An 18,373-nucleotide genomic window follows, 5' to 3' on the forward strand; every position below is an offset into this window, starting at 1 on the left:
CCCTTGCTCGAGCTCGAACGCATCTCCGTCTTCTATGGTGACGTCCAGGTCATCTTCGAGCTCTCGCTCAGCGTCGGCGCCGGCGAGATCGTGACGCTGATCGGCTCCAACGGTGCCGGCAAGACGACCACCGTCAATGCGGTCAGCGGCATCGTGCGGCCGGCCTCGGGCGACATCCGTTTCGAGGGCGCCTCCATCGTAGAGACGCCGGCCCACCGGCTGGTGGAGATGGGGCTGGTGCAGGTACCGGAAGGGCGCCTCCTGTTTCCCACTCTCACGGTGCGGGAGAACCTTAAGTTGGGCGCTTATTCCCGCGTCAGCCGCAAGATCTTTGAGAGCAAACTGGAGTGGGTCTTCGAACTCTTCCCGCGGTTGCGGGAGCGGTCGATGCAGCAGGCCCGCACCATGTCCGGGGGCGAACAGCAGATGCTCGCCATCGGTCGCGGTCTGATGTCGTCGCCCAAGCTGCTGATCCTGGACGAACCCTCGATCGGCTTGGCGCCACTCCTCGTCGAGGAGATGTTCCGGGTAATCCGTGAAATAAGCGCGAACGGCGTGGCGATCTTGCTCATCGAGCAGAATGCTATCCAGGCGCTGCGCGCCTCGCACCGTGGTTACGTGCTTGAACACGGGCATCTCGCGCACCAAGGGGCGGCCGGAACGCTCCTCGAGAACGATGAGATCAGGACGGCCTACCTGGGCATTTGAACTGGCCCTCAGACCCCCAGATAGCGGTGCTGCACGTCCTCGTTGGCGGCCAGCTCGGCGGAGCTCCCGGTCCACACCACGCGGCCTTTTTCGATGATGACGTGGCGTTGGGCGATGCGGGTCAGCGCTTCGACGTTCTTGTCGATGACCAGGATCGACTGACCGCTGGCCTTGAGGTTTTCCAGGCAGTGCCAGATCTCGGCCCGGACCAGCGGCGCCAGGCCCTCGGTGGCCTCGTCGAGAATAAGGAGCGTCGGGTTGGTCATCAGCGCCCGGCCGATGGCCAGCATCTGCTGTTCGCCGCCGGAAAGCGTGTCGCCCAGGCTGTGGGCGCGCTCGGCCAGGCGGGGGAAGAGCTCGAATACCCGGGGCAGGGTCCAGGGCTCGGGCCGGCCGGTGCGGTTGGCGGCAGTGGCCACCAGGTTCTCGCGCACCGAGAGGTTGGGAAAGATCTGCCGGCCCTCGGGTACCAGGCCGATGCCGAGCTGGGCGATGCGGTAGGGCGCCAGCGCCGTGATGTCGTGGCCCTCAAAGCGGATGGCGCCGGCGCTGGCCGGCGTCAGGCCGAGGATCGAACGCACCGTCGTGGTCTTGCCCATGCCGTTGCGGCCCATCAGGGTCACGACTTCGCCGGCGCCGACTTCGAGGCTCATGCCGAACAGCACCTGGCTTTGGCCGTAGAAGGTGTCGATGGCGGCGAGGCTGAGCATCAGGTTCCCTCGCCTTCGCCGAGATAGGCCTGGCGCACCTCGGCGTTGGCGCGGATCTGGTCCGGCGCTCCGGTGGCGATGGGGCGGCCGTAGACCAGCACCGTGATGCGGTCGGCCAGCGCAAACACGGCATCCATGTCGTGCTCGATCAGCAGGATGGTCAACTCGCCCTTGAAGCCGCGCAGCATCTCCACCATGCGGCCCGATTCCTCCACCCCCATGCCGGCCATGGGCTCGTCCAGCAGCAGCATCCTTGGCTCGGTGGCCAGCGCCATGGCGATCTCGAGCTGGCGGTGTTCGCCGTGGCTGAGGTTGGCGGCAATGACCTCGGCGCGGTCCAAGAGCCCGACACTCGCCAGGGCCGTCCGGGCCGGCGCCTGCAGGGCGGGATCGGAACGCGCGTCGCGCCAGAAGCGAAACGAGTGGCCGTCGTGGGCCTGCACCGCCAGCATCACGTTTTGCAGTGTGGTGAAGTCGAGAAAGACGCTGGTGATCTGGAACGAGCGCGCCAGGCCGAGGTGCGAACGGGCATGGACCGGCAGGTTGGTAATGGTGCGGCCGGCGAACTGGATGGTGCCGGAATCCGATCTCAGCGCCCCGTTCAACTGGTTGATGAGGGTGGTCTTGCCGGCGCCATTGGGGCCGATCACGGCGTGGATCTCGCCCGGCAGCACGTCGAGGCTGATCTCGTCGGTGGCCACCAGACCGCCGAAGCGCTTGGTCAGGGCCGTCACCTCGAGGATGGGCTCAGTCACCGGCCGCCTCCCCCGTTGCCGCCTGGCGCCCTGGCCGTATCTCGAAAAGGCCGTCGATGCCCTTGCGCGCGAACAGCACCACCAGCACCAGGAAGGGCCCGAAGACCAGGTGCCAGTGCTCCATCAGGCCCGGCATTTCGGAGAGAAATTCGGCCAGCAGCAGATAGACGGCGGTGCCGGCGACGGGGCCGAAAATGCTGCCCATGCCGCCCAGCACGACCATGAAGATGAGCTCGCCCGAGCGCGTCCAAAAGAGCATGTCGGGGGAGACGTACATCTCGAAGTTGGCTTCCAGCACCCCGGCCAGGCCGCAGCCCATGCCCGAGATGACGAAACAGGCAAGCTTGTAGCGATAGCTGGGAAAGCCGATGGCCTGCATGCGCGGCTCGTTCGACTTGGCGCCCCTGACCACCATGCCGAAGCGCGAATTGACGATCTTGTAGGTGATGAATAGTGCGAGCAGCATGAAGCCGAAGGCGATGAAATAGAAGGTCTGGTTGTCGGAGATGTCGAACTGCCAGCCGCCGATGGCGAACTCGCTGCGCTGGTCCAGCGGCAGGCCGTCGTCGGAGCCGTACTCCTCGGCGCTGACCGAGAGGAAATAGATCATCTGGGCAAACGCCAAGGTGATCATGATGAAGTAGACGCCGCGGGTGCGCAGGCAGATGGCGCCGAAGATCAGCGCCACCAGGCCCGAGGTCGCCAGTGCCAGGGGCCAGTGCAGCCAACCGGAATAGATCTCGTAGTAGCTGAGGATGCCCATGGTGTAGCCGCCGATGCCGATGTAGGCGGCATGGCCGAAGCTGACCATGCCGCCAAAGCCCAGAATCAAATTCAGGCTGATGGCGGCGATCGACCAGATCATGATGCGGATGAAGATTTCCAGCAGATAGGGCTGGCCCACCAGCGGCCCGATCCAGGGCATCAGCGCGAACAGGGTCAGCACCACCGCGGCGAAAATGCCGCGCGGCGTTCGCAGGATGGCGAGCCCCACGGCCTAGCGCCCCCGGGGCGGAAACAGGCCCTGCGGCCTGACCGCCAGGATTGCCGCCATGAGGATGTAGATGAGCATGGCCGAAAGCGCCGGTCCGGCCGATTCGGCGTGCACCGGTGGCAAGAACTGCAACAGCAGCACGTCCAGGTACGAACGCCCCAGGGTGTCGATGACGCCGGCGATGATGGCGCCGATGAAGGCCCCGCGGATCGAGCCGATGCCGCCGATGACGATGACCACCAGGGCCAGGATCAGCACCCCCTCGCCCATACCGCTGGTGGCGCTGTGGATCGGCGTATTCAGCATGCCGGCCAGTCCGGCCAGCGCCGCACCCAGACCAAAGACCAGGCTGAACAGCAGCTTGATGTTGACGCCCAGCGCGCCCACCATCTCGCGGTTCGAGGCACCGGCCCGGATCAGCATGCCGATGCGGGTGCGCCCGACCAGTAGATAAAGCCCCAGGCCGACCGCCAGCCCGGTGACGATGATGGCGATGCGGTAGCTCGAATATTCCATGCCGAAACCCAGCGGCACGGCGTGGGTGAAGCCGGCCGGGGTAGGGATGGCGATGCCGTCGAGGGGCCAGATTACCTGCACGATCTGATTGAAAAAAAGAATGATGCCGAAGGTCGCCAGCACCTGATCCAGATGGTCGCGCGAATAGAGCGTACGCAGTGCCACCACCTCGATGACGATACCCAGCAGCAGCGTCGCCGGCAGGCCGACCAGCATGCCGATGAAGAAGGATCCGGTGCGCACCGTGAGGTCGGCGCAGAAATAGGCTCCCATCATATAGAGCGAGCCGTGCGCCAGATTGACGAAGTCCATGATGCCGAAGACCAGGGTCAGGCCGGCGGCGATCAGGAATAGAAGGATGCCGAGTTGCAAGCCGTTGAGACACTGCTCGGCGAACAGGATCCAGTTCATGATGGCAATACGGGCAGAGGGTGATCGTTCAGGCGGCCCTGGACGACAAAGCGGGGGTGCCGGTGCACCCCCGCCCCGTCTTCGTGGACCTCAGCGTCCTACATCTTGCATTGGCTGGCGTAGGGATCCTGGTGATCCTTCAGCACCACGCCGCGCACCGACGTGGTCCAGTTGCCGTCGCTGTCCGTGACCACCTCACGCGAATAGAAGTTCTGGATCGGGAAGTGGTTGTTGCCCATGCGGAACTTGCCGCGCACGGAGGGGAAATCCACCTTCTCGAGGGCTGCCCGCAGGCCGTCCATGTCCTTCAGATTGCCGTTCACGGCCTCCACCGCCGACTTGATGTAGTAGATGGTGTCGTAGGCCTGGGCGGCATAGAAGGAGGGATAGCGGCCGTATTTCTTGCGGAAGCTGGAGACGAACTTCTTGTTCTGGGGATTGTCCAGATCCTGGACCCAGAACTGCGTCATCTTGGTGCCCAGCACGCCCGTCATTTTCGCCTTTTGCAGCCTGGGCAGCGCGATGGCATCCAGGGTGTAGACCGAATAAAGCGGGATCTTGCCGTTCAATCCGGCTTCCTGGTACTGCTTGAGGAAGGCTGGGCCGTGCTTGCCGGGATAGAAGATGAAGACGGCGTCGGGCTTGGCCGCCTTGACCTTCGAAAGCTCGGCCGACCAATCGATCTGGCCCGGCCACTTGGTCATGTCCTTGCCCACGACCTTGCCCTTGAAGGTGCGCTCGACGCCGGCTGCCATGTTCTTGCCGGCGGCATAATTGGGCGACATGATATATAGCGTCTTGATGCCATTCTGGTTCAGCACCTCGCCCAGCGCCATCGGCGTCTGGTCGTTCTGCCAGGCAATATTGAAGAAGTTCTTGTGGCAGCGTTTGCCGGCCATCGGCGAGGGCCCGGCGTTGGAGGAGATGATGATCTTGCCGGCACTGGTCACGGTGTTGACCGAGGCCAGCAGCACGTGCGACCAGATGTAGCCGGTCATGATGTCGACGTTGTCGCTCTTGACCAGTTTTTCGGTCTTCTGTTTGCCCTTTTGCGGATTGAATTCGTCGTCGGCGTAGATCAGTTCCGCCTTCAAGGGCCCCATCTTGTGGCCGATCTGGTCCATGGCCAGGTCGTAGGCGTCCTTGAAGTCGCGGCCGATGATGGCGGCCGGCGTGCTCAAGGTCATGAGAACGCCGATCTTGATGGTGCCTTGAGCCAGCGCCGGGGCCGCCGTGGCCGCCAGCGCCAGGGCCGACACGAGCCCGATGATACGCTTTTTCATAACCCTCTACCTCCCAATGGCTTGCCGCCCTACCCGTGTGAGCGGGGGGCTCCGATGTTGACAGAGGATAGCCCGCATGGCGGTTCAAAATCCATCGATTTCCGGTTGCGAGAAGGGCGGTGCGCCTGTGCGACTGGTTTTGTCGGTTACTGCCCGTTCATGTTAATCCTTCACTCACCTTTCGCCGCTATCTCTGCGGGCATCCTCGAAAAGGCAAACCGGCGGCAACGGCGGGGCGCAAAGTTTCGGGCCCTGGGCGTCAGGCACGCCTTCGCAAGACGCCGCCAGGGTGGCCGGACTGCCGAAAGGAGAAAGAGCGTGTTGTTTCGTTTCCCTCTCATCGCGGCCATCGCGGCCGCCTTTTTCATGTTCGCGGCGGCCGTCCAGGCGCGCGCCGACGTCGAGACCCCGGTCGTGCTGCAGGCCGTGACCCGGTGAGAAATGCGGGTTAAGTTCAATCTGCTGGCCGACCGCTGGCGCGTCAGCCGCCGGCTGGGCAAGCGCCAGAAGATCTTCAGCGTCGGCGTCAAGAACTACAATCTGCGCGACCGTGACGGCCTGGCGGAAAAGCGTACGCCCTACCTCTTTCGCGGCAACGGCGGGCCGAAATGCCGGGTCTATACGCTGGCCGGCAACAGCGACCTGGCGAAGTTGCTGAACTGAAGACCCTCTCAGAGCCCCAATTCCCGGAGAATCCCGGCGATGGCGGCGACGCCGACGGCACCGCTGCCCTTGAGGCGGCGGGCGTTGGCGGCCTCGATGCCGCCCAGCGCATAGACCGGCAGCCTGGCGGCCCGGGTGATGGCGGCGAAACGCACGGCGCCGAGGTGCCGCCGTTCGGGATGGCTGGCAGTGGCGAACAGCGGCGACAGCAAGGCCGCCTGGGCGCCTGCATTGGCCGCCTTATGTAACGCCGGCAACGAATGCGCCGCCGCCGTCACCAGCCAGCCGGGGCGGGCCCGGCGCCAACGCCCGGCCTGGCCGGCCAGGGATTCGGGGAGGTGCAGGCCGGCGGCGCCGACCCGGGCCGCCAGGGCGCCGTCGCCGGCCACCAGCAGGCTCACGCCGCGCGGCCGGCAGATGGCCACCAGCTCACGGGCCAGCTTCTCGCGCCCGGGCTGGCCGTAATGCCTCAGCACCAGCGCCGTGCCCCGCGGCAGCCGGGCGGCGGCGGCCCGGGGGTCGGCAAGCCTGACCGCGTCGCTCAACAAGACGAGCGGCGGCAGGCCCGGCGGGGCTGCCGAATTGAGGTGCAGGGCGAGCTTTGCTAGGGTCATCGCGCCATCGTTTTGGAATGATGACCCTGCCATGACCGTGACCGCACCGCAATCCGACGCTACCCTCGACGTCGCCGCCAACCTGGCCCAGGTGGAGAGACACATCATCGAGGCCGCCGAGGCGGCCGGCCGCGAGGCCGGCGAGATCGGCCTGGTGGCTATTTCCAAGACCCACGAGGCGGCGCGCATCCGCCCGGCCCTGGCCGCCGGCCAGCGCCGCTTCGGCGAAAACCGGGTGCAGGAGGCGGCCGCCAAGTGGCCGGCCTTGCGCGAAGAATGGCCCGACCTGGTGCTGCACCTGGTCGGCCCCTTGCAGACCAACAAGGCACGCCAGGCGGTCGAGCTCTTCGACCTCATCGAGACCGTCGACCGGCCCAAGCTGGCGCGGGTGCTGGCCCGCGAGATGGAGCGTAGCGGGCGCCGGCCCGATTGCCTGATCGAGGTCAACGTGGGCCAAGAGCCGCAAAAGGCCGGCGTCGTGCCGCACCTGCTCGAGGCCTTCATCAAGGAATGCCGCGAGAGCTACCAACTGCCGCTGGCCGGTCTGATGTGCATCCCGCCCATCGATCAGGAACCGGCGCCCTATTTTGCGCTGCTGGCCAAGCTGGCGGCGGAGAACGGCCTGGCCGCCGTGAGCATGGGCATGAGCGCCGATTACCAGATCGCCATCGAGTTCGGCGCCACTCTGGTGCGCGTCGGCACCGCCATCTTCGGCCCCCGTCAGCCCTATCCGCGGTCCTAGCCCGCTGGTTTCTAGGGTGGATGGCATGGAAAGGCTGAGCAGCGAAATCGTCGCCGAGGGGTTCTTTTTTCTCGAAGGGCCGCGCTGGCATGAAGGGCGGCTGTGGTTCTCCGACATGATGGGCGGCGTGGTTTATGCCCTGGATGGCGAAGGCCGGTCCGAGGCCATCGTGGCCGTGCCCGAGCGGCCCTCGGGGCTCGGTTTCCTGCCCGACGGCACGCCCTTGGTGGTCTCCATGCGCGATCGCTGCCTCTATCGTATCGAAGCCGGCGCCTTGGCGCTGCATGCCGATCTCTCCGATCTGGCGGCCGGCGATACCAATGACATGGTGGTCGACGCCCAGGGCCGTGCCTACATTGGCAACATGGGCTTCGATTATTGGCAGGACCCCGATGCCTTCGTGCCCAGCACGGTCATCGCCGTCGAGCCCGACGGCGCGGCCCGCATTGCCGCGGACGGTTTCGATTTTCTCAACGGCATGGCAATCGATAGCAATACCGGGCGTCTGATCGTCGCCGAATCCTACGGCAAGCGACTCAAGGCGCTGGACATCGAGGCCGACGGTAGGCTCGCCAACCCGTGCACTTTCGCCGACTTGGGCGACCACACACCTGACGGTATCTGCCTTGATGCCGAAGGTGCGGTCTGGGTCGCCGCCTACCTGCAAGGCGTCTTTCTGCGGGTCCAGGAAGGCGGCGCCATCAGCTGCCTGGTCACCCCGACGGCTCGGCGCGCCGTGGCCTGCCAGCTTGGCGGCGACGACGGCCGCACGCTTTATTGCCTGACGTCCTCGGGCGGTTCGGAGCGCCGCCGGGCGGCCGAAAAGGGTGGCCGCGTCGAGAGTCTGCGTGTTGCGGTGCCCGGGGCGGGCTCGCCTTAAGCGCTTTCCCGCCTCTCGGCGATCACGCCGAGCAGGGCGTCGAGCCCGACCAGGTAGGAGTTCGCCCCCAGCCCGGCCACCACGCCGACCGCCTCACCCGAGGTCACGGGTTCGATGCCACGGGCCTCGGTGTTGCTCATGTGGACCTCGACGTAGGGCAGCCGCACCGCCCGCAAACAATCGCGCAGCGCATAGCCGGCGTGGGAGAATCCGGCCGGGTTCATCAGCAGGCCGTCGACGCCGGCCTCGGCCGCGGCATAGATGCGGTCCATGGCCAGGCCTTCGACGTTGCTTTGGAAGAACTCGACCGAGCAGCCCCGCTCGGCCGCCCGCGCCGCCACCAGGGCGTTGACCTCTTCGAGCGTCCGGGTGCCGTAGAATTCCGGCTCGCGCTTGCCCAGCCAGTTCATGTTGGCGCCGTTCAGCACCAGGATGGCGATCGAGGTTATGACTTGGCCTTTCGCGATTCGTAGAACTTGATCAGGCTGACCACGTCGGCGGCGTCGATGCGGCCCAAGGGGCCCGAGCTGTAGGACGAGGTGACGACACGGCCGTCGCCGCCGACCACGAACTCCGAGGGCTGGATGAAGTTGCGTTTCTCCTCCCACCAGGCGCCGATCTTGTCGGCGTCCTCGCGCTTCACCCCCTCGGCCACGGCAAAGGGCAGGCCGTCGGCCACCTCGCGCGCCTTGTCGCCGCTATCGACGCTGGCCGCCGCGACGGCGGCAACGATGCCCTGCAGCTCGTCATGGATCTTGGCGAAGCCGTCCAACTGACGGCGGCAGTAGGGTCACCAGTGGCCGCGATAGAAGAGGATGACGCGGTAGTTGCCCGCCAGGCCGCCGGGCAGATTCAAGCTTCCGCCGCCGACCAGGTCGAGGGTGAGCTCGGGAAAGACGTCGCCGGTATTGAGTTTGGCCATCGTTGCCGCTCCCCCAAAAGGGTCGATCTGGCGGCTATCTTAGCGCTTCGTCCGCGCCAGGCAACGATGACCTTGACGCTTGCCCGCCGAATACCAGGTCTTTGCTCATGAACGATTTCCGTTACCAGGTGATCTCGCCCGACGGCGGGCGTTGCGACGGCTTCGAGCACCGCCCGGCGGCCGAGGCGGTGGCCCTGGAGCAGGGCGAGGGGGCGCACCTTGTCGATACCGTGGCCGCCGTCTACACGCCGCTGATCGAAATCGTCGAAGGGGGTGGGCTCAAGTTGCTGGGCTTTGGTGCCTGGAATACCGCGCAAGCCCCGGCGCGGAACCTGATCGATGCGGTCAAGAAGGGATACGAACCCTTGGTCCGGGCCTTCCTGGCCAAGGGCGGCGATCTCGCACCCGCGGCCCGCGACGGCCGCGGTGCCACGGCACTGCATTGGGCGGTGGCCGGGGGCAAGGCCGGAGTGGTGGCGCTGCTGCTGGCCCGCGGCGCCGATCCCGAGGCTCGGGACGGCCGCGGCACTTTGGTGCGCGAACTGGCCCGACAACGCCACCCCGAGCTGCTGGCGATGCTCGATCAGCGGACCTGAGAGGGTTATGATCCGGCGCCAGGGGATCCCCGCAGGAGACCGATCATGCGCCACGCCATCCGCCTGCTCATCGCCGTTCTCGCCATGGCCTGGTTGCCCGCGGCGGCCCAGGGCCAGAGCGCCAAGCTGACGCTGCTGCACGTCAACGACGTCTACCGCATCTCGCCCCGAAAGGGGCAAGGCGGCCTGGCCCCGCTGATGACGCTACTCAAGGCCGAGCGGGCCCGGGCCGAGCACCACCTGACGACGCTGGGCGGCGACCTCCTGTCGCCGTCCTTGCTCTCGGGCCTGACCCAGGGCCGGCAGATGATCGAGATTTTCAATGCGCTCGGTCTCGACGCCGCCGGCTTGGGCAACCACGAGTTCGACTTCGGCAGCGAGGTCTTGCGCCGCCGGATCGCCGAATCCAGCTTTCCCTGGCTGGCCAGTAACACGCTCGGCGCCGACGGCCGGCCCTTCGTGGGCCGGGCCATGCTGCTGCACCAGGTGGGGCCCTTCAAGGTCGGGCTGATGGGCCTGATCACGCCGGAGACCCGGACCCTCTCCAGCCCCGGGGCCGAGGTCCGCTTCGCCCCCGTGGTCGAGACCGCCCGGGCCATGGTGGCTCTGCTGCGCCAGCAGAAAGCCGACCTGGTGATCGCCCTCACCCACCTCGACCTGGCGGCCGACCGGGCGCTGGCCCGGGCCGTGCCCGGCATCGACGTCATCCTGGGCGGCCACGACCACGACCCCATGATGATCTACGAGCGCGGTACCGTCATCGCCAAGGCGGGCTCGGACGCCCATTACCTGGCGGTGATCGACCTCGAGCTCGAAATGACAAAGGGGCGGAGCGGCCCCAAGCTGGCCATCCGGCCCCAGTGGCGGCTGGTTTCGACCCGTGGCGTCCAGCCCCATGCCGGGGCGGGCGCCATCGTCGCCAAGTACGAATCGTTGTTGGCCAAGGAACTCGGCGTCGCCGTGGGCCGCAGCGAAACGCCGCTCGACAGCCGCCGCGCCAGCGTGCGCGGCGGTGAAAGCGCCATCGGCAACCTGATCGCCGACGCCATGCGGGCGGTTGTTGGTGCCGATGTGGCGCTGACCAACGGCGGCGGCATCCGGGGCGACCGGACCTACCGGGCCGGCACCATGCTGAGCCGCAAGGACGTGCTGGGCGAGTTGCCCTTTGGCAACGTCACCGTGCTGCTCGAGGTCTCGGGCGCCGAACTCAGGGCGGCCCTGGAGAACGGCGTCAGCCGGATCGAGGACACGGCCGGGCGCTTTCCCCAGGTCTCGGGGTTGAAATTCGTCTACGACACCAAGGCGCCGCCGGGCAGCCGCCTGCTCGAGGTCGAGGTCGGCGGCAAGCCGCTTGATCCCGCCCGGCGTTACCGGCTGGCCACCAACGACTACATCGCCAGGGGCGGCGACGGCTACGCCGTACTCAAGGGCGCCAAGCGTCTTATCGATGCCTCGGGGGCCAAGCTGATGGCCACCATGGTGATGGATTTCATTGCCGCCCGGGAGAGCGTGGCGCCCAAGGTGGAAGGCCGAATTTTGGCCAAATAGGTTTTGCGTCGAAGCGAGAAGGCGGTGGTTTTGTGGGATCCTCACCGGCCGGGCGAAGTCTTGATTCGACCCTCACCGGGCGGGCGCTCCGCGCCCTTGGCCTCCGCCCCCCCCCAAGGGGCGCGCGGCTTAGAGCTGCGGCCACTTGTGTCTTTTTCTGATTAGTCTTGGTGCAACAGGAGCAACGCGACCCGCCGCTACTGCGGCGCCCCCGCGGAGGCTGCGGACCGTGAGGTCCGCCGCCGTGAGCGACAAAAAACTAGAGTGGATCTCATCAACTGAGATCCGCTCTAGCGTTGCGCCACTTCGAGGAACCGGCTGTCGTTCGGTGGCAGGGTGACGCAGCCCAGGCCGCGTTGCTTCAAGAGCCGGCAGGCCTCGCCGGCGTCGCCTTGGCTGAGGCCGATCAACTGGGCCCGGTAAAGTGCCCGGGCCGAGCCCAGGTCGATGGAGACGCGGGCGTGGCGCAGCCGCCGGGGCAGCAGCCGGGCCGCCCGTTCGGCCCGCAGCCGGGCCTTGCCGTAGCCCCTGTAGGCGCCCACCTGGACGCCCCACCAGCCACTGGAGGGTGGTGTCGGGCTGGCCGCCATGGGCTTGTCGGGTAGGGTCCGGCTCGACGCCTGCCTGGTTGTCTGTTCGGTCCCTGTGGCGGCCGTCGGGGCCTGGCCGGGCCGGGCCGGCCGGCGGCCGATGTTCTCGAGGCGGGCCAGCAGGCGGCGCGTCAGGTTCTGCTTGGCGGCCTTGCCCGGTTTGGCCCCATTGCCGGCGCTGCGACGCAAGGGTTTGAGTTTGACCGCCTGAGGTTTGCCGGCCTGGCGCCGGGCCACCATGTCGAGCGTCTGGGCGCGGCGGAAGGCGATGTCCATCAACCGCGCCGTCTTGCGGTCGCGCCACTTGGGGCTGCGCCCGCCCAGGACGACGCCGATCAGGCGCCGTGATCCGCGCCGGGCCGAGAAGGCCACGTTGAAGCCCGAGGCCCGGATGTAGCCGGTCTTGAGGCCGTCGGCGCCCCGGTAGCTGCGCAAGAGACGGTTGTGGTTCGTGAAGGTGCGGTTTTTGTAGCGAAACTCGCGGGTCGAGAAATAGTGGTAGTACTGCGGGAAGTCGCGCTGCAGCGCCAGCGCCAGCGTCGCCATGTCGCGGGCGGTGCTGCGCTGGTACCGGTTGGGCAGGCCCGAGGCGTTGCGAAAGCGCGTCCGTTTCATGCCCAAAAGCTTGGCCTTTTTGGTCATCTGGCCGGCGAAATTCGCTTCGTTGCCGCCCAGCGCCTCGGCCAGCACGGTGGCGGCGTCGTTGGCCGATTTCGTCACCAGCGCCAGGATGGCGTCCTCGACGGCAATGGTCTGGCCGCGCTTGAGGCCGAGTTTGGAGGGCGTCTGGCCGGCTGCGCGCCGTGACACCGCGAGCGCCGATGAGAGTTTGATGGTGCCCTTCTCCAGGGCCTCGAAGGTCAGGTAAAGCGTCATCATCTTGGTCAGCGAGGCGGGATAGTGGCGGCGGTCGGCATTGCGCGCGAACAGCACCTTGCCGCTGTTGGCGTCGACCACGATGGCGGTATAGCGCGCTGCCTGCGCCGGGCTGGCGCCCAGGCCACAGACCAGTCCCAGTCCCAGCGCCAGACCAAGCGCCAAGCCATACCTCGCTGTGGCTAGCCTCAATGGCCAGCCGGCGGCTATCGGACCGGCCCAACCAAACAGTCGACCAAACATGACCTCCAGTTCCTTACCGCCCCACCAGACCTTATTCGGCAGAAGGCTCAAGGTCATATCCCCACCCTGATTGCCGGCCGATTTTCCGGCAACCTTGCTGCCATTTTGTAAGCCATTGAATCCTAACATCGATTTCAAGGCAAGTATGCAATTTACGGCGATAAATTTTGGTTAACGCGAAGAATCCGAATTCGTGAAATCATGCCACCATCATGAGCAAAGGCCGTCCCCTTCGCGAGCTGCTTGCCGAGCCGATTTTTCGCCGCATCTGGCTGGTCGGCGTTTTTGCCGGCGTGGCGCGCTGGCTGGAGTTGCTGGTGGTGGGCATCTTCGCCTTCGAAGTCACGGCCTCACCCTTCCTGGTGGCGCTGCTGGTGATTCTGCGCATGCTGCCGCTGGCGGTTTTCGGCCCGCTGGTCGGCACCCTGGCCGACCGCTGGCCGCCGCGGCTGTTTCTGCTGGCCAGCCTGGGCCTGGCGACGCTGACCGCGGTGGTGTTGCTGGCGCTCTTCGTATTCGGCCTGGCCGTCTATTGGCACGTGGCGCTGGCCAGCTTCCTGGGCGGTGTGGTCTGGACCACCGACATGCCGTTGCGCCGCCGCCTCTTGGGCGATGCCGCCGGTCTCGAGCGCCTGGTACCGGCCATGAGCCTCGACAGCGCCAGCAACAATGCCACGCGCATGCTGGGGCCGCTCGTGGGCGGCGTGCTCTACCAGGCGCTGGGCAGCATCGGCGCCTTCGCCCTGATCGCCGGGCTTTCGGCGCTCTGCCTGCTGCTCATCCTGGGCGTGCCGGTCGGCACCTCGGCCGCCAAGCCGGGCCCGGCAACCCGGGTGCTGCGCGAGTTCCGCGAGGCCTTCGCCTTCGTTGCCCGTGACGGCGAAGGCGACGTGTTGCGCATCCTGCTGGTTACCGTGGTCTTCAACATCTGGGGCTTTCCCTTCATCTCCATGATCCCGGTCATCGGCCAGGACGAACTGGCGCTCGAGGCCGGTTGGATCGGCGGCCTGGCGGCGCTGGAGGGCGGCGGTTCCTTCCTCGGCGCCCTGGTCATCGCCGTCGCCGGCCGGGGGCTCAATCTGCGCGCCGTCTACTATTTCGGCACCATGGGCTTTCTCGCCCTGATCTTCGCCGCCGGCTGGGCGGGGGCGGCCTGGCCCCTGGCGGCCCTGCTGTTTTGCGTCGGCCTGGCCGGGGCCGGTTTCACCACCATGCAGAGCACCCTGATCTACGCCGTGGCACCGCCCGACATGCGGGGCCGCCTCTTTGGGCTGTTGGTGCTGTGCATCGGCACAGGCATCATCGGCTTTTCCAATGTCGGCTTGATGGGCGAATGGTTCGGCGGCTCCACCGCCCTTCGCATCATCGCCCTCGAGGGACTGGTGCCGCTGCTGCTGATCGGTATCGGTTGGCGCAAGCTGTGGCGGGGGTAGGACAAGGTCCCGGGATGCGCCCGCTTGCGTGCCATGGTGCTTTCAAATAGGTTGCGCGCCGAAGGCGAATTCATGAACCTCGGCAACATTCAATCCCGACGCCGCCGCTACTGCGCCTGGCTCGGCATGGTGGCGCTGCTGTTGCAGTTGGCGGTGCCGCTGGGCCAAGGGCTGAGGGCCGCGGCTTTCGGCGGCGGCCAGGGCGAGGCGGGCAAATCGCTTGTCCTGTGTACGCTGCTGAGCTCCGTCTCGAGGCCGGCGCACGAGGACGGCCACAAACCGGGCTCCGAGCCCGGGGCGCCCGCCGATTTCTGCCCGGTATGCCTGGCGCGAACGCTTTCCGGCAACCTGCTGGCGGCCGCCCCGGCCGTGCTGGCACGGCCTGTCGAGTGGGCCGAAGTTGCGGCGCCAACAGGGGACCGGATACCCGATCCCGCTCGGAGGCAATTTCGACGGCTCGCCCGCGCTCCTCCTTCCCTCGCCTGATTCCCACAAAAACAACGTGAAAGCCCGTGCGGTGCCACGCAGGTGGTGTGCCGCTGGTTTGCCGCTTTGCGGGCATGGATCAGACTGAGCGAAGGAATCGAACGATGAAAAGAGTCTCTACACTATTTGCCGTCCTGGCTGCCGTGGTTGCCTTGTGGAGCGCCGAAACCAGGGCCGCGGATACCATGTACAAGATCGGCGAACTTACCGTGGTGCAACCCTGGGCCCGGGCCACGGCCAAGCTGGCCAAGACGGGCGCCGCTTTCCTGACCATCAAAAACGGCGGCGCCAAGGCCGACCGGCTGGTGGCAGTGCGAAGTACGCTGGCCAAGAAGACAGAACTGCACCAGAGCCTGATGGAAGACGGTCTCATGAAGATGCGGCCGGCGGGCGCCATCGAGGTGCCGGCCGGCGGCATGGCGATGCTCAAGCCGGGCGGCTATCACGTCATGTTCATGGGCCTCAAGGCGCCGCTGAAGATGGGCGAGATGATCAAGCTCACCCTGGTCTTCGAAAAAGCCGGCGAGATCGAGATCATGGCCCATGTCATGAAGGCTGGCGCCATGGGCGGCATGAAAATGAAGCACTAGCGCCCAATCCCCGAGATCCCAAGCCGGGCCGCCTGGTATTCCTGCCGGCCGGCCTGGCGGGGTCAAAGCAACGGATCCCGACCATGCAACGCCGTTACGTCTTCGCCGGCCTGGCCATCGTGCTGGCGCTTGCCGGCCTCATGAGCTGGAAAACCTGGCAAAGACTAGACCAGCCCCCCGCCGTCACCGCGCCTGTGCCCGTGGCCCCGGAATTCAGCCTCGTCAACCAGGACGGCCGAAGCGTCAGCGAAACCGACTTCCGCGACCGCCAGCTGCTGGTCTTCTTCGGCTACGTCTATTGCCCCGACGTCTGTCCCACCACCATGTCGACGGTGACGGCGGCGCTCGAGCAAATGGGCCCGCAGGCTGCCGGGATACAGCCGCTCTTTATCAGCGTCGATCCCCAGCGCGACACGCCGGAAGTGCTGAAATCCTTCATCGAGAATTTCCATCCTTCGATCGTCGGGCTGACCGGTAGTCCCGAACAGATCGCGGCCATCGCCAAGTCCTACCACGCCTATTACATGAAGGTGATCGAGGGCGAGGAAGAGGCCGACGAGGGCTATCTGATGTACCACATCTCGAACCTCTACCTGATGGCGCCCGGCGGCAAATTCCTGGCTCGATTCCCTCACGACATAGCGCCCGAGGCGCTGGCGGCCGGCTTGCGGAAATATCTTTAATTCCCCAGCCAGGAAAAGGCGCGCTCGAGGTAGGCCTGGCCACCCGTGCGCTGCCATTCGCCGTGCGCCATGACGACGCGTTGGGCCTGCCAGCCGAGCACCTTTGCCCGGGCCCGGCGGGCCGGCGCGCGATGCCAGAATGTCAGGCGCCACTCCAGGGGCGGATAGCCGTGGGCTTCGGTAATGCCCCAGGGGCCGGCGATGGCACGCTGCCAGCCGCGCCAGTGGCGCTCCAGGAAGGCCCGACCGAAGTTTTCCGAAAGATCGGCGATGATCACCGTGGCCGAGGGTCGGTGGCAGAAAACGATCTCGTCCATGAAGAAGGAGCCTTGGAACCAGGCCTGGTCGATTTCCGGCCCCCAGACAGCGGGCGGCGTGTCTTCGAGTGCTGCCTCGAATTGCAGGTCGCGGCGCTTGCGCACGGTCGAGGCGGGCCCCCAGAGCTGGGCCTGGGGAAAGGCCTCCCGCCATTGGGCGAGAAAGAGATGATGGATCTTGTTGGGGCTGACGAGATGGGCGACGGGGCCCAGGGCCTCGACTTCGGCCCGCAGATCCGCTGTCAGTTCCACCGGCGACCAGACCCAGAGGCCACCGTCGGCGAGCCGCACCACGAGGCAGCGGGTGGGATAGGGAAAGCCGTAGAAATCGACGATGGCGCCCTCGCCCAGCCAGATCGCCTCGGCCAGGGGGGTGAGGGTGGGGGTGAGCGCCTGAGCGCTGGCTCGGGTTTCGCCCATGGCGGCCTTCTCTGCGGATTCGGGCAGGACAGCGAGATCATAGCCCGACGCCGATAGGGGCGGTATGGGGCTTTTTCGCATATGCAAAAGAAAATATGCTGCAACGCAAAAAAAACGTTGACACCCTGCCTTCACCCCCCTATATGCAGGCCAGACAGATTTATTGCAGTGCAGCAAAAAAGCTTCCGGAGAAGCCTGGACGCGCGCCACCCAGCAGGAGACCGAGATCATGAGCAAGCAGAAAACCAATTCCGCCCAGGCCACCAGCGAAGCCGCCGCCCAGACCCTAGACGCCGTCGCCCAGGCCGGCAAGGAGACCGTCGAGACGGTGGTCAAGGTCGGCACCGACGCCGCCGCCCGGGGCTACGAGAAGGCCTTTACCATGGGCCAGGAGCAGATCGACGCCGCCGTCAAGGGCTACGACCAGATGACCACTGCCGGACGCGACAACATGGACGCACTTGTGGCCGCCGGATCGGCTGCCAGCAAGGGTTTCGAGGCCATCAACGCCGAGGTCGTCGATTACACCAAGGGCACCATGGCCGAGCACATGGAGACCTTCAGCCAGGTCGTCGCCGCCAAGACGCCGCAAGACGCTTTCGAGCTGCAAAGCGCCTTCGCCAAGTCGGCCTTCGAGGCCTGGGTGGCGCGCAGCACCAAGGTCAGCGAGCTCGGCGTCAAGATCGCCAGCGAGGCCGGGGCGCCCGTGAACGCCCGTTTCCATGCCGCCATGGAGAGCTTCGTCAAGCCCTTCGCGTCCTGAAGCGGCTCTCAGTTCCTGAGAACCGCGTCAGGATTTTGTCGCTCACGGTAGCGGACCTAAAGGCCCGCACCTGCGCAGGCGCGCCGGACGGCCAGTGGGCTGCGGTCGCAGCCTCAAGCGTTTCACATCAAATGTGAATCGCTTCCGCGTACAACAGTGTTCCCGGCGGCCCGCCCCGCGGGCCGCAGGATAAAAGGGCCCGGCAATGCCCCCCCTGCCGGGCCCTTTTTCTTTGTGCACAAGGCACTTGCGCCCCCCTAGCCCGCATTTCTCGCCGGGTCATGGCCTGCGTCGCCCCCAGTTGATGCGATCCGCTAGGAGAAGTCCGAAGATCGTAGCGGGGCTACGTTCTTCGGACTTCGACGACGTGGGCGCGCGGCTGGGAGCGACCCTTCGGGCGTCGCTGTGGCGCCGACAGGGTGTGTCGAGGTGCTTGCCCGATGTCCCACATCGCGCGGCGCAGCGCTCCTACCCTGGCGGCGCCACAGCGAAGCGGCGCGTGGTGGCCAAGGTGGAATGGCACCCCGGCGAGTTGTACCCCCGCGTCGGCTTTATCGTCACCAACCTGTCGCGGCCCGCCGAACGGGTGGTGGCGTTTTATAATCACCGTGGGACAGCGGAGCAGTACAT

The 18,373-nt window shown here is 66.3% G+C and carries 21 protein-coding genes, 2 pseudogenes and 1 riboswitch; of the genes and pseudogenes, 12 read left to right on the top strand and 11 right to left on the bottom strand.

The features are described 5' to 3' along the window. The first annotated feature begins 3 nt into the window (after positions 1–3). A complete protein-coding gene (locus QGG75_21035; GenBank protein MDP6069713.1) occupies positions 4–708 on the top strand; it encodes an ABC transporter ATP-binding protein in 705 nt (234 codons plus the stop codon). Between the two features lie 8 nt (positions 709–716). Here the strand turns inward: QGG75_21035 and QGG75_21040 are convergent, their stop codons facing one another. The 5 genes from QGG75_21040 to QGG75_21060 form a co-directional block, all read right to left on the bottom strand. Beyond that, on the bottom strand, positions 717–1,418 hold the full coding sequence (locus QGG75_21040; GenBank protein MDP6069714.1) for an ABC transporter ATP-binding protein: 702 nt from the start codon (positions 1,416–1,418) through the stop codon (positions 717–719). After that, positions 1,418–2,173 carry an ABC transporter ATP-binding protein gene (locus QGG75_21045; GenBank protein ID MDP6069715.1) on the bottom strand — a complete coding sequence of 252 codons (756 nt, stop codon included), beginning with the start codon at positions 2,171–2,173 and terminating at the stop codon, positions 1,418–1,420. The genes QGG75_21040 and QGG75_21045 overlap by 1 nt, the downstream gene beginning before the upstream one ends. After that, a complete protein-coding gene (locus tag QGG75_21050; protein ID MDP6069716.1) occupies positions 2,166–3,167 on the bottom strand; it encodes a branched-chain amino acid ABC transporter permease in 1,002 nt (333 codons plus the stop codon). Before QGG75_21050 ends, QGG75_21045 begins: the two co-directional genes overlap by 8 nt. Before the next feature lie 3 nt (positions 3,168–3,170). Then, positions 3,171–4,094 (bottom strand): branched-chain amino acid ABC transporter permease, encoded by a 924-nt coding sequence (locus QGG75_21055; protein ID MDP6069717.1) that lies wholly within the window; start codon positions 4,092–4,094, stop codon positions 3,171–3,173. Positions 4,095–4,192: 98 nt separating this feature from the next. Further along, positions 4,193–5,377 carry an ABC transporter substrate-binding protein gene (locus QGG75_21060; protein MDP6069718.1) on the bottom strand — a complete coding sequence of 395 codons (1,185 nt, stop codon included), beginning with the start codon at positions 5,375–5,377 and terminating at the stop codon, positions 4,193–4,195. 202 nt (positions 5,378–5,579) lie between these two features. Next, a riboswitch (cyclic di-GMP riboswitch) is annotated at positions 5,580–5,683 on the top strand. A 135-nt stretch (positions 5,684–5,818) separates the two neighbouring features. Here QGG75_21060 and QGG75_21065 point away from each other — a divergent pair. Continuing rightward, a complete protein-coding gene (locus tag QGG75_21065) occupies positions 5,819–6,040 on the top strand; it encodes a hypothetical protein (GenBank protein MDP6069719.1) in 222 nt (73 codons plus the stop codon). An 8-nt stretch (positions 6,041–6,048) separates the two neighbouring features. Here the strand turns inward: QGG75_21065 and QGG75_21070 are convergent, their stop codons facing one another. Beyond that, positions 6,049–6,654 (bottom strand): thiamine phosphate synthase, encoded by a 606-nt coding sequence (locus QGG75_21070; GenBank protein ID MDP6069720.1) that lies wholly within the window; start codon positions 6,652–6,654, stop codon positions 6,049–6,051. 31 nt (positions 6,655–6,685) lie between these two features. Between QGG75_21070 and QGG75_21075 the strand changes: the two genes are divergently transcribed. After that, on the top strand, positions 6,686–7,396 hold the full coding sequence (locus tag QGG75_21075; protein ID MDP6069721.1) for a YggS family pyridoxal phosphate-dependent enzyme: 711 nt from the start codon (positions 6,686–6,688) through the stop codon (positions 7,394–7,396). A 25-nt stretch (positions 7,397–7,421) separates the two neighbouring features. Further along, positions 7,422–8,276, top strand: coding sequence for an SMP-30/gluconolactonase/LRE family protein (locus QGG75_21080; GenBank protein ID MDP6069722.1), 855 nt, complete (start codon positions 7,422–7,424; stop codon positions 8,274–8,276). Here the strand turns inward: QGG75_21080 and QGG75_21085 are convergent. From QGG75_21085 to QGG75_21095, 3 genes and pseudogenes are all read right to left on the bottom strand, one after another. Continuing rightward, on the bottom strand, positions 8,273–8,710 hold the full coding sequence (locus QGG75_21085; GenBank protein ID MDP6069723.1) for a type II 3-dehydroquinate dehydratase: 438 nt from the start codon (positions 8,708–8,710) through the stop codon (positions 8,273–8,275). The genes QGG75_21080 and QGG75_21085 overlap by 4 nt on opposite strands. Positions 8,711–8,721: 11 nt before the next feature. Next, a pseudogene (locus QGG75_21090) lies at positions 8,722–9,051 on the bottom strand (hypothetical protein). Positions 9,052–9,066: 15 nt separating this feature from the next. Further along, positions 9,067–9,198 carry a hypothetical protein gene (locus QGG75_21095; protein ID MDP6069724.1) on the bottom strand — a complete coding sequence of 44 codons (132 nt, stop codon included), beginning with the start codon at positions 9,196–9,198 and terminating at the stop codon, positions 9,067–9,069. 107 nt (positions 9,199–9,305) lie between these two features. Here QGG75_21095 and QGG75_21100 point away from each other — a divergent pair, with 107 nt between their 5' ends. Both QGG75_21100 and QGG75_21105 read left to right on the top strand, forming a co-directional pair. Further along, a complete protein-coding gene (locus tag QGG75_21100; protein ID MDP6069725.1) occupies positions 9,306–9,794 on the top strand; it encodes an ankyrin repeat domain-containing protein in 489 nt (162 codons plus the stop codon). Between the two features lie 45 nt (positions 9,795–9,839). After that, on the top strand, positions 9,840–11,342 hold the full coding sequence (locus QGG75_21105) for a bifunctional UDP-sugar hydrolase/5'-nucleotidase (GenBank protein ID MDP6069726.1): 1,503 nt from the start codon (positions 9,840–9,842) through the stop codon (positions 11,340–11,342). 290 nt (positions 11,343–11,632) lie between these two features. Here QGG75_21105 and QGG75_21110 read toward each other — a convergent pair whose 3' ends face one another. Beyond that, positions 11,633–12,973, bottom strand: coding sequence for a D-alanyl-D-alanine carboxypeptidase family protein (locus tag QGG75_21110; protein ID MDP6069727.1), 1,341 nt, complete (start codon positions 12,971–12,973; stop codon positions 11,633–11,635). Between the two features lie 290 nt (positions 12,974–13,263). On the opposite strand from QGG75_21110, the gene QGG75_21115 reads away from it, so the two are divergent. The 4 genes from QGG75_21115 (at position 13,264) to QGG75_21130 (ending at position 16,243) form a co-directional block, all read left to right on the top strand. Continuing rightward, complete coding sequence (locus QGG75_21115; GenBank protein MDP6069728.1) at positions 13,264–14,484, top strand: MFS transporter; 1,221 nt, start codon at positions 13,264–13,266, stop codon at positions 14,482–14,484. A 33-nt stretch (positions 14,485–14,517) separates the two neighbouring features. Continuing rightward, complete coding sequence (locus tag QGG75_21120) at positions 14,518–14,970, top strand: DUF2946 family protein (protein MDP6069729.1); 453 nt, start codon at positions 14,518–14,520, stop codon at positions 14,968–14,970. 104 nt (positions 14,971–15,074) lie between these two features. Then, positions 15,075–15,560, top strand: coding sequence for a copper chaperone PCu(A)C (locus QGG75_21125; GenBank protein ID MDP6069730.1), 486 nt, complete (start codon positions 15,075–15,077; stop codon positions 15,558–15,560). A gap of 83 nt (positions 15,561–15,643) precedes the next feature. Further along, a complete protein-coding gene (locus QGG75_21130) occupies positions 15,644–16,243 on the top strand; it encodes an SCO family protein (GenBank protein MDP6069731.1) in 600 nt (199 codons plus the stop codon). Here QGG75_21130 and QGG75_21135 read toward each other — a convergent pair. After that, entirely contained in the window at positions 16,240–16,980 is a 741-nt protein-coding gene (locus QGG75_21135; GenBank protein ID MDP6069732.1) for a DUF4336 domain-containing protein, read from the bottom strand. The two genes, QGG75_21130 and QGG75_21135, sit on opposite strands and share 4 nt — an antisense overlap. A 229-nt stretch (positions 16,981–17,209) precedes the next feature. Between QGG75_21135 and QGG75_21140 the strand changes: the two genes are divergently transcribed. Both QGG75_21140 and QGG75_21145 read left to right on the top strand, forming a co-directional pair. Then, positions 17,210–17,743, top strand: coding sequence for a phasin family protein (locus QGG75_21140; protein MDP6069733.1), 534 nt, complete (start codon positions 17,210–17,212; stop codon positions 17,741–17,743). 490 nt (positions 17,744–18,233) lie between these two features. After that, positions 18,234–18,373, top strand: a pseudogene (locus tag QGG75_21145) (IS1380 family transposase).

Source organism: Alphaproteobacteria bacterium, from assembly GCA_030740435.1.
In the GTDB taxonomy this organism is placed as follows: Bacteria; Pseudomonadota; Alphaproteobacteria; order UBA2966; family UBA2966.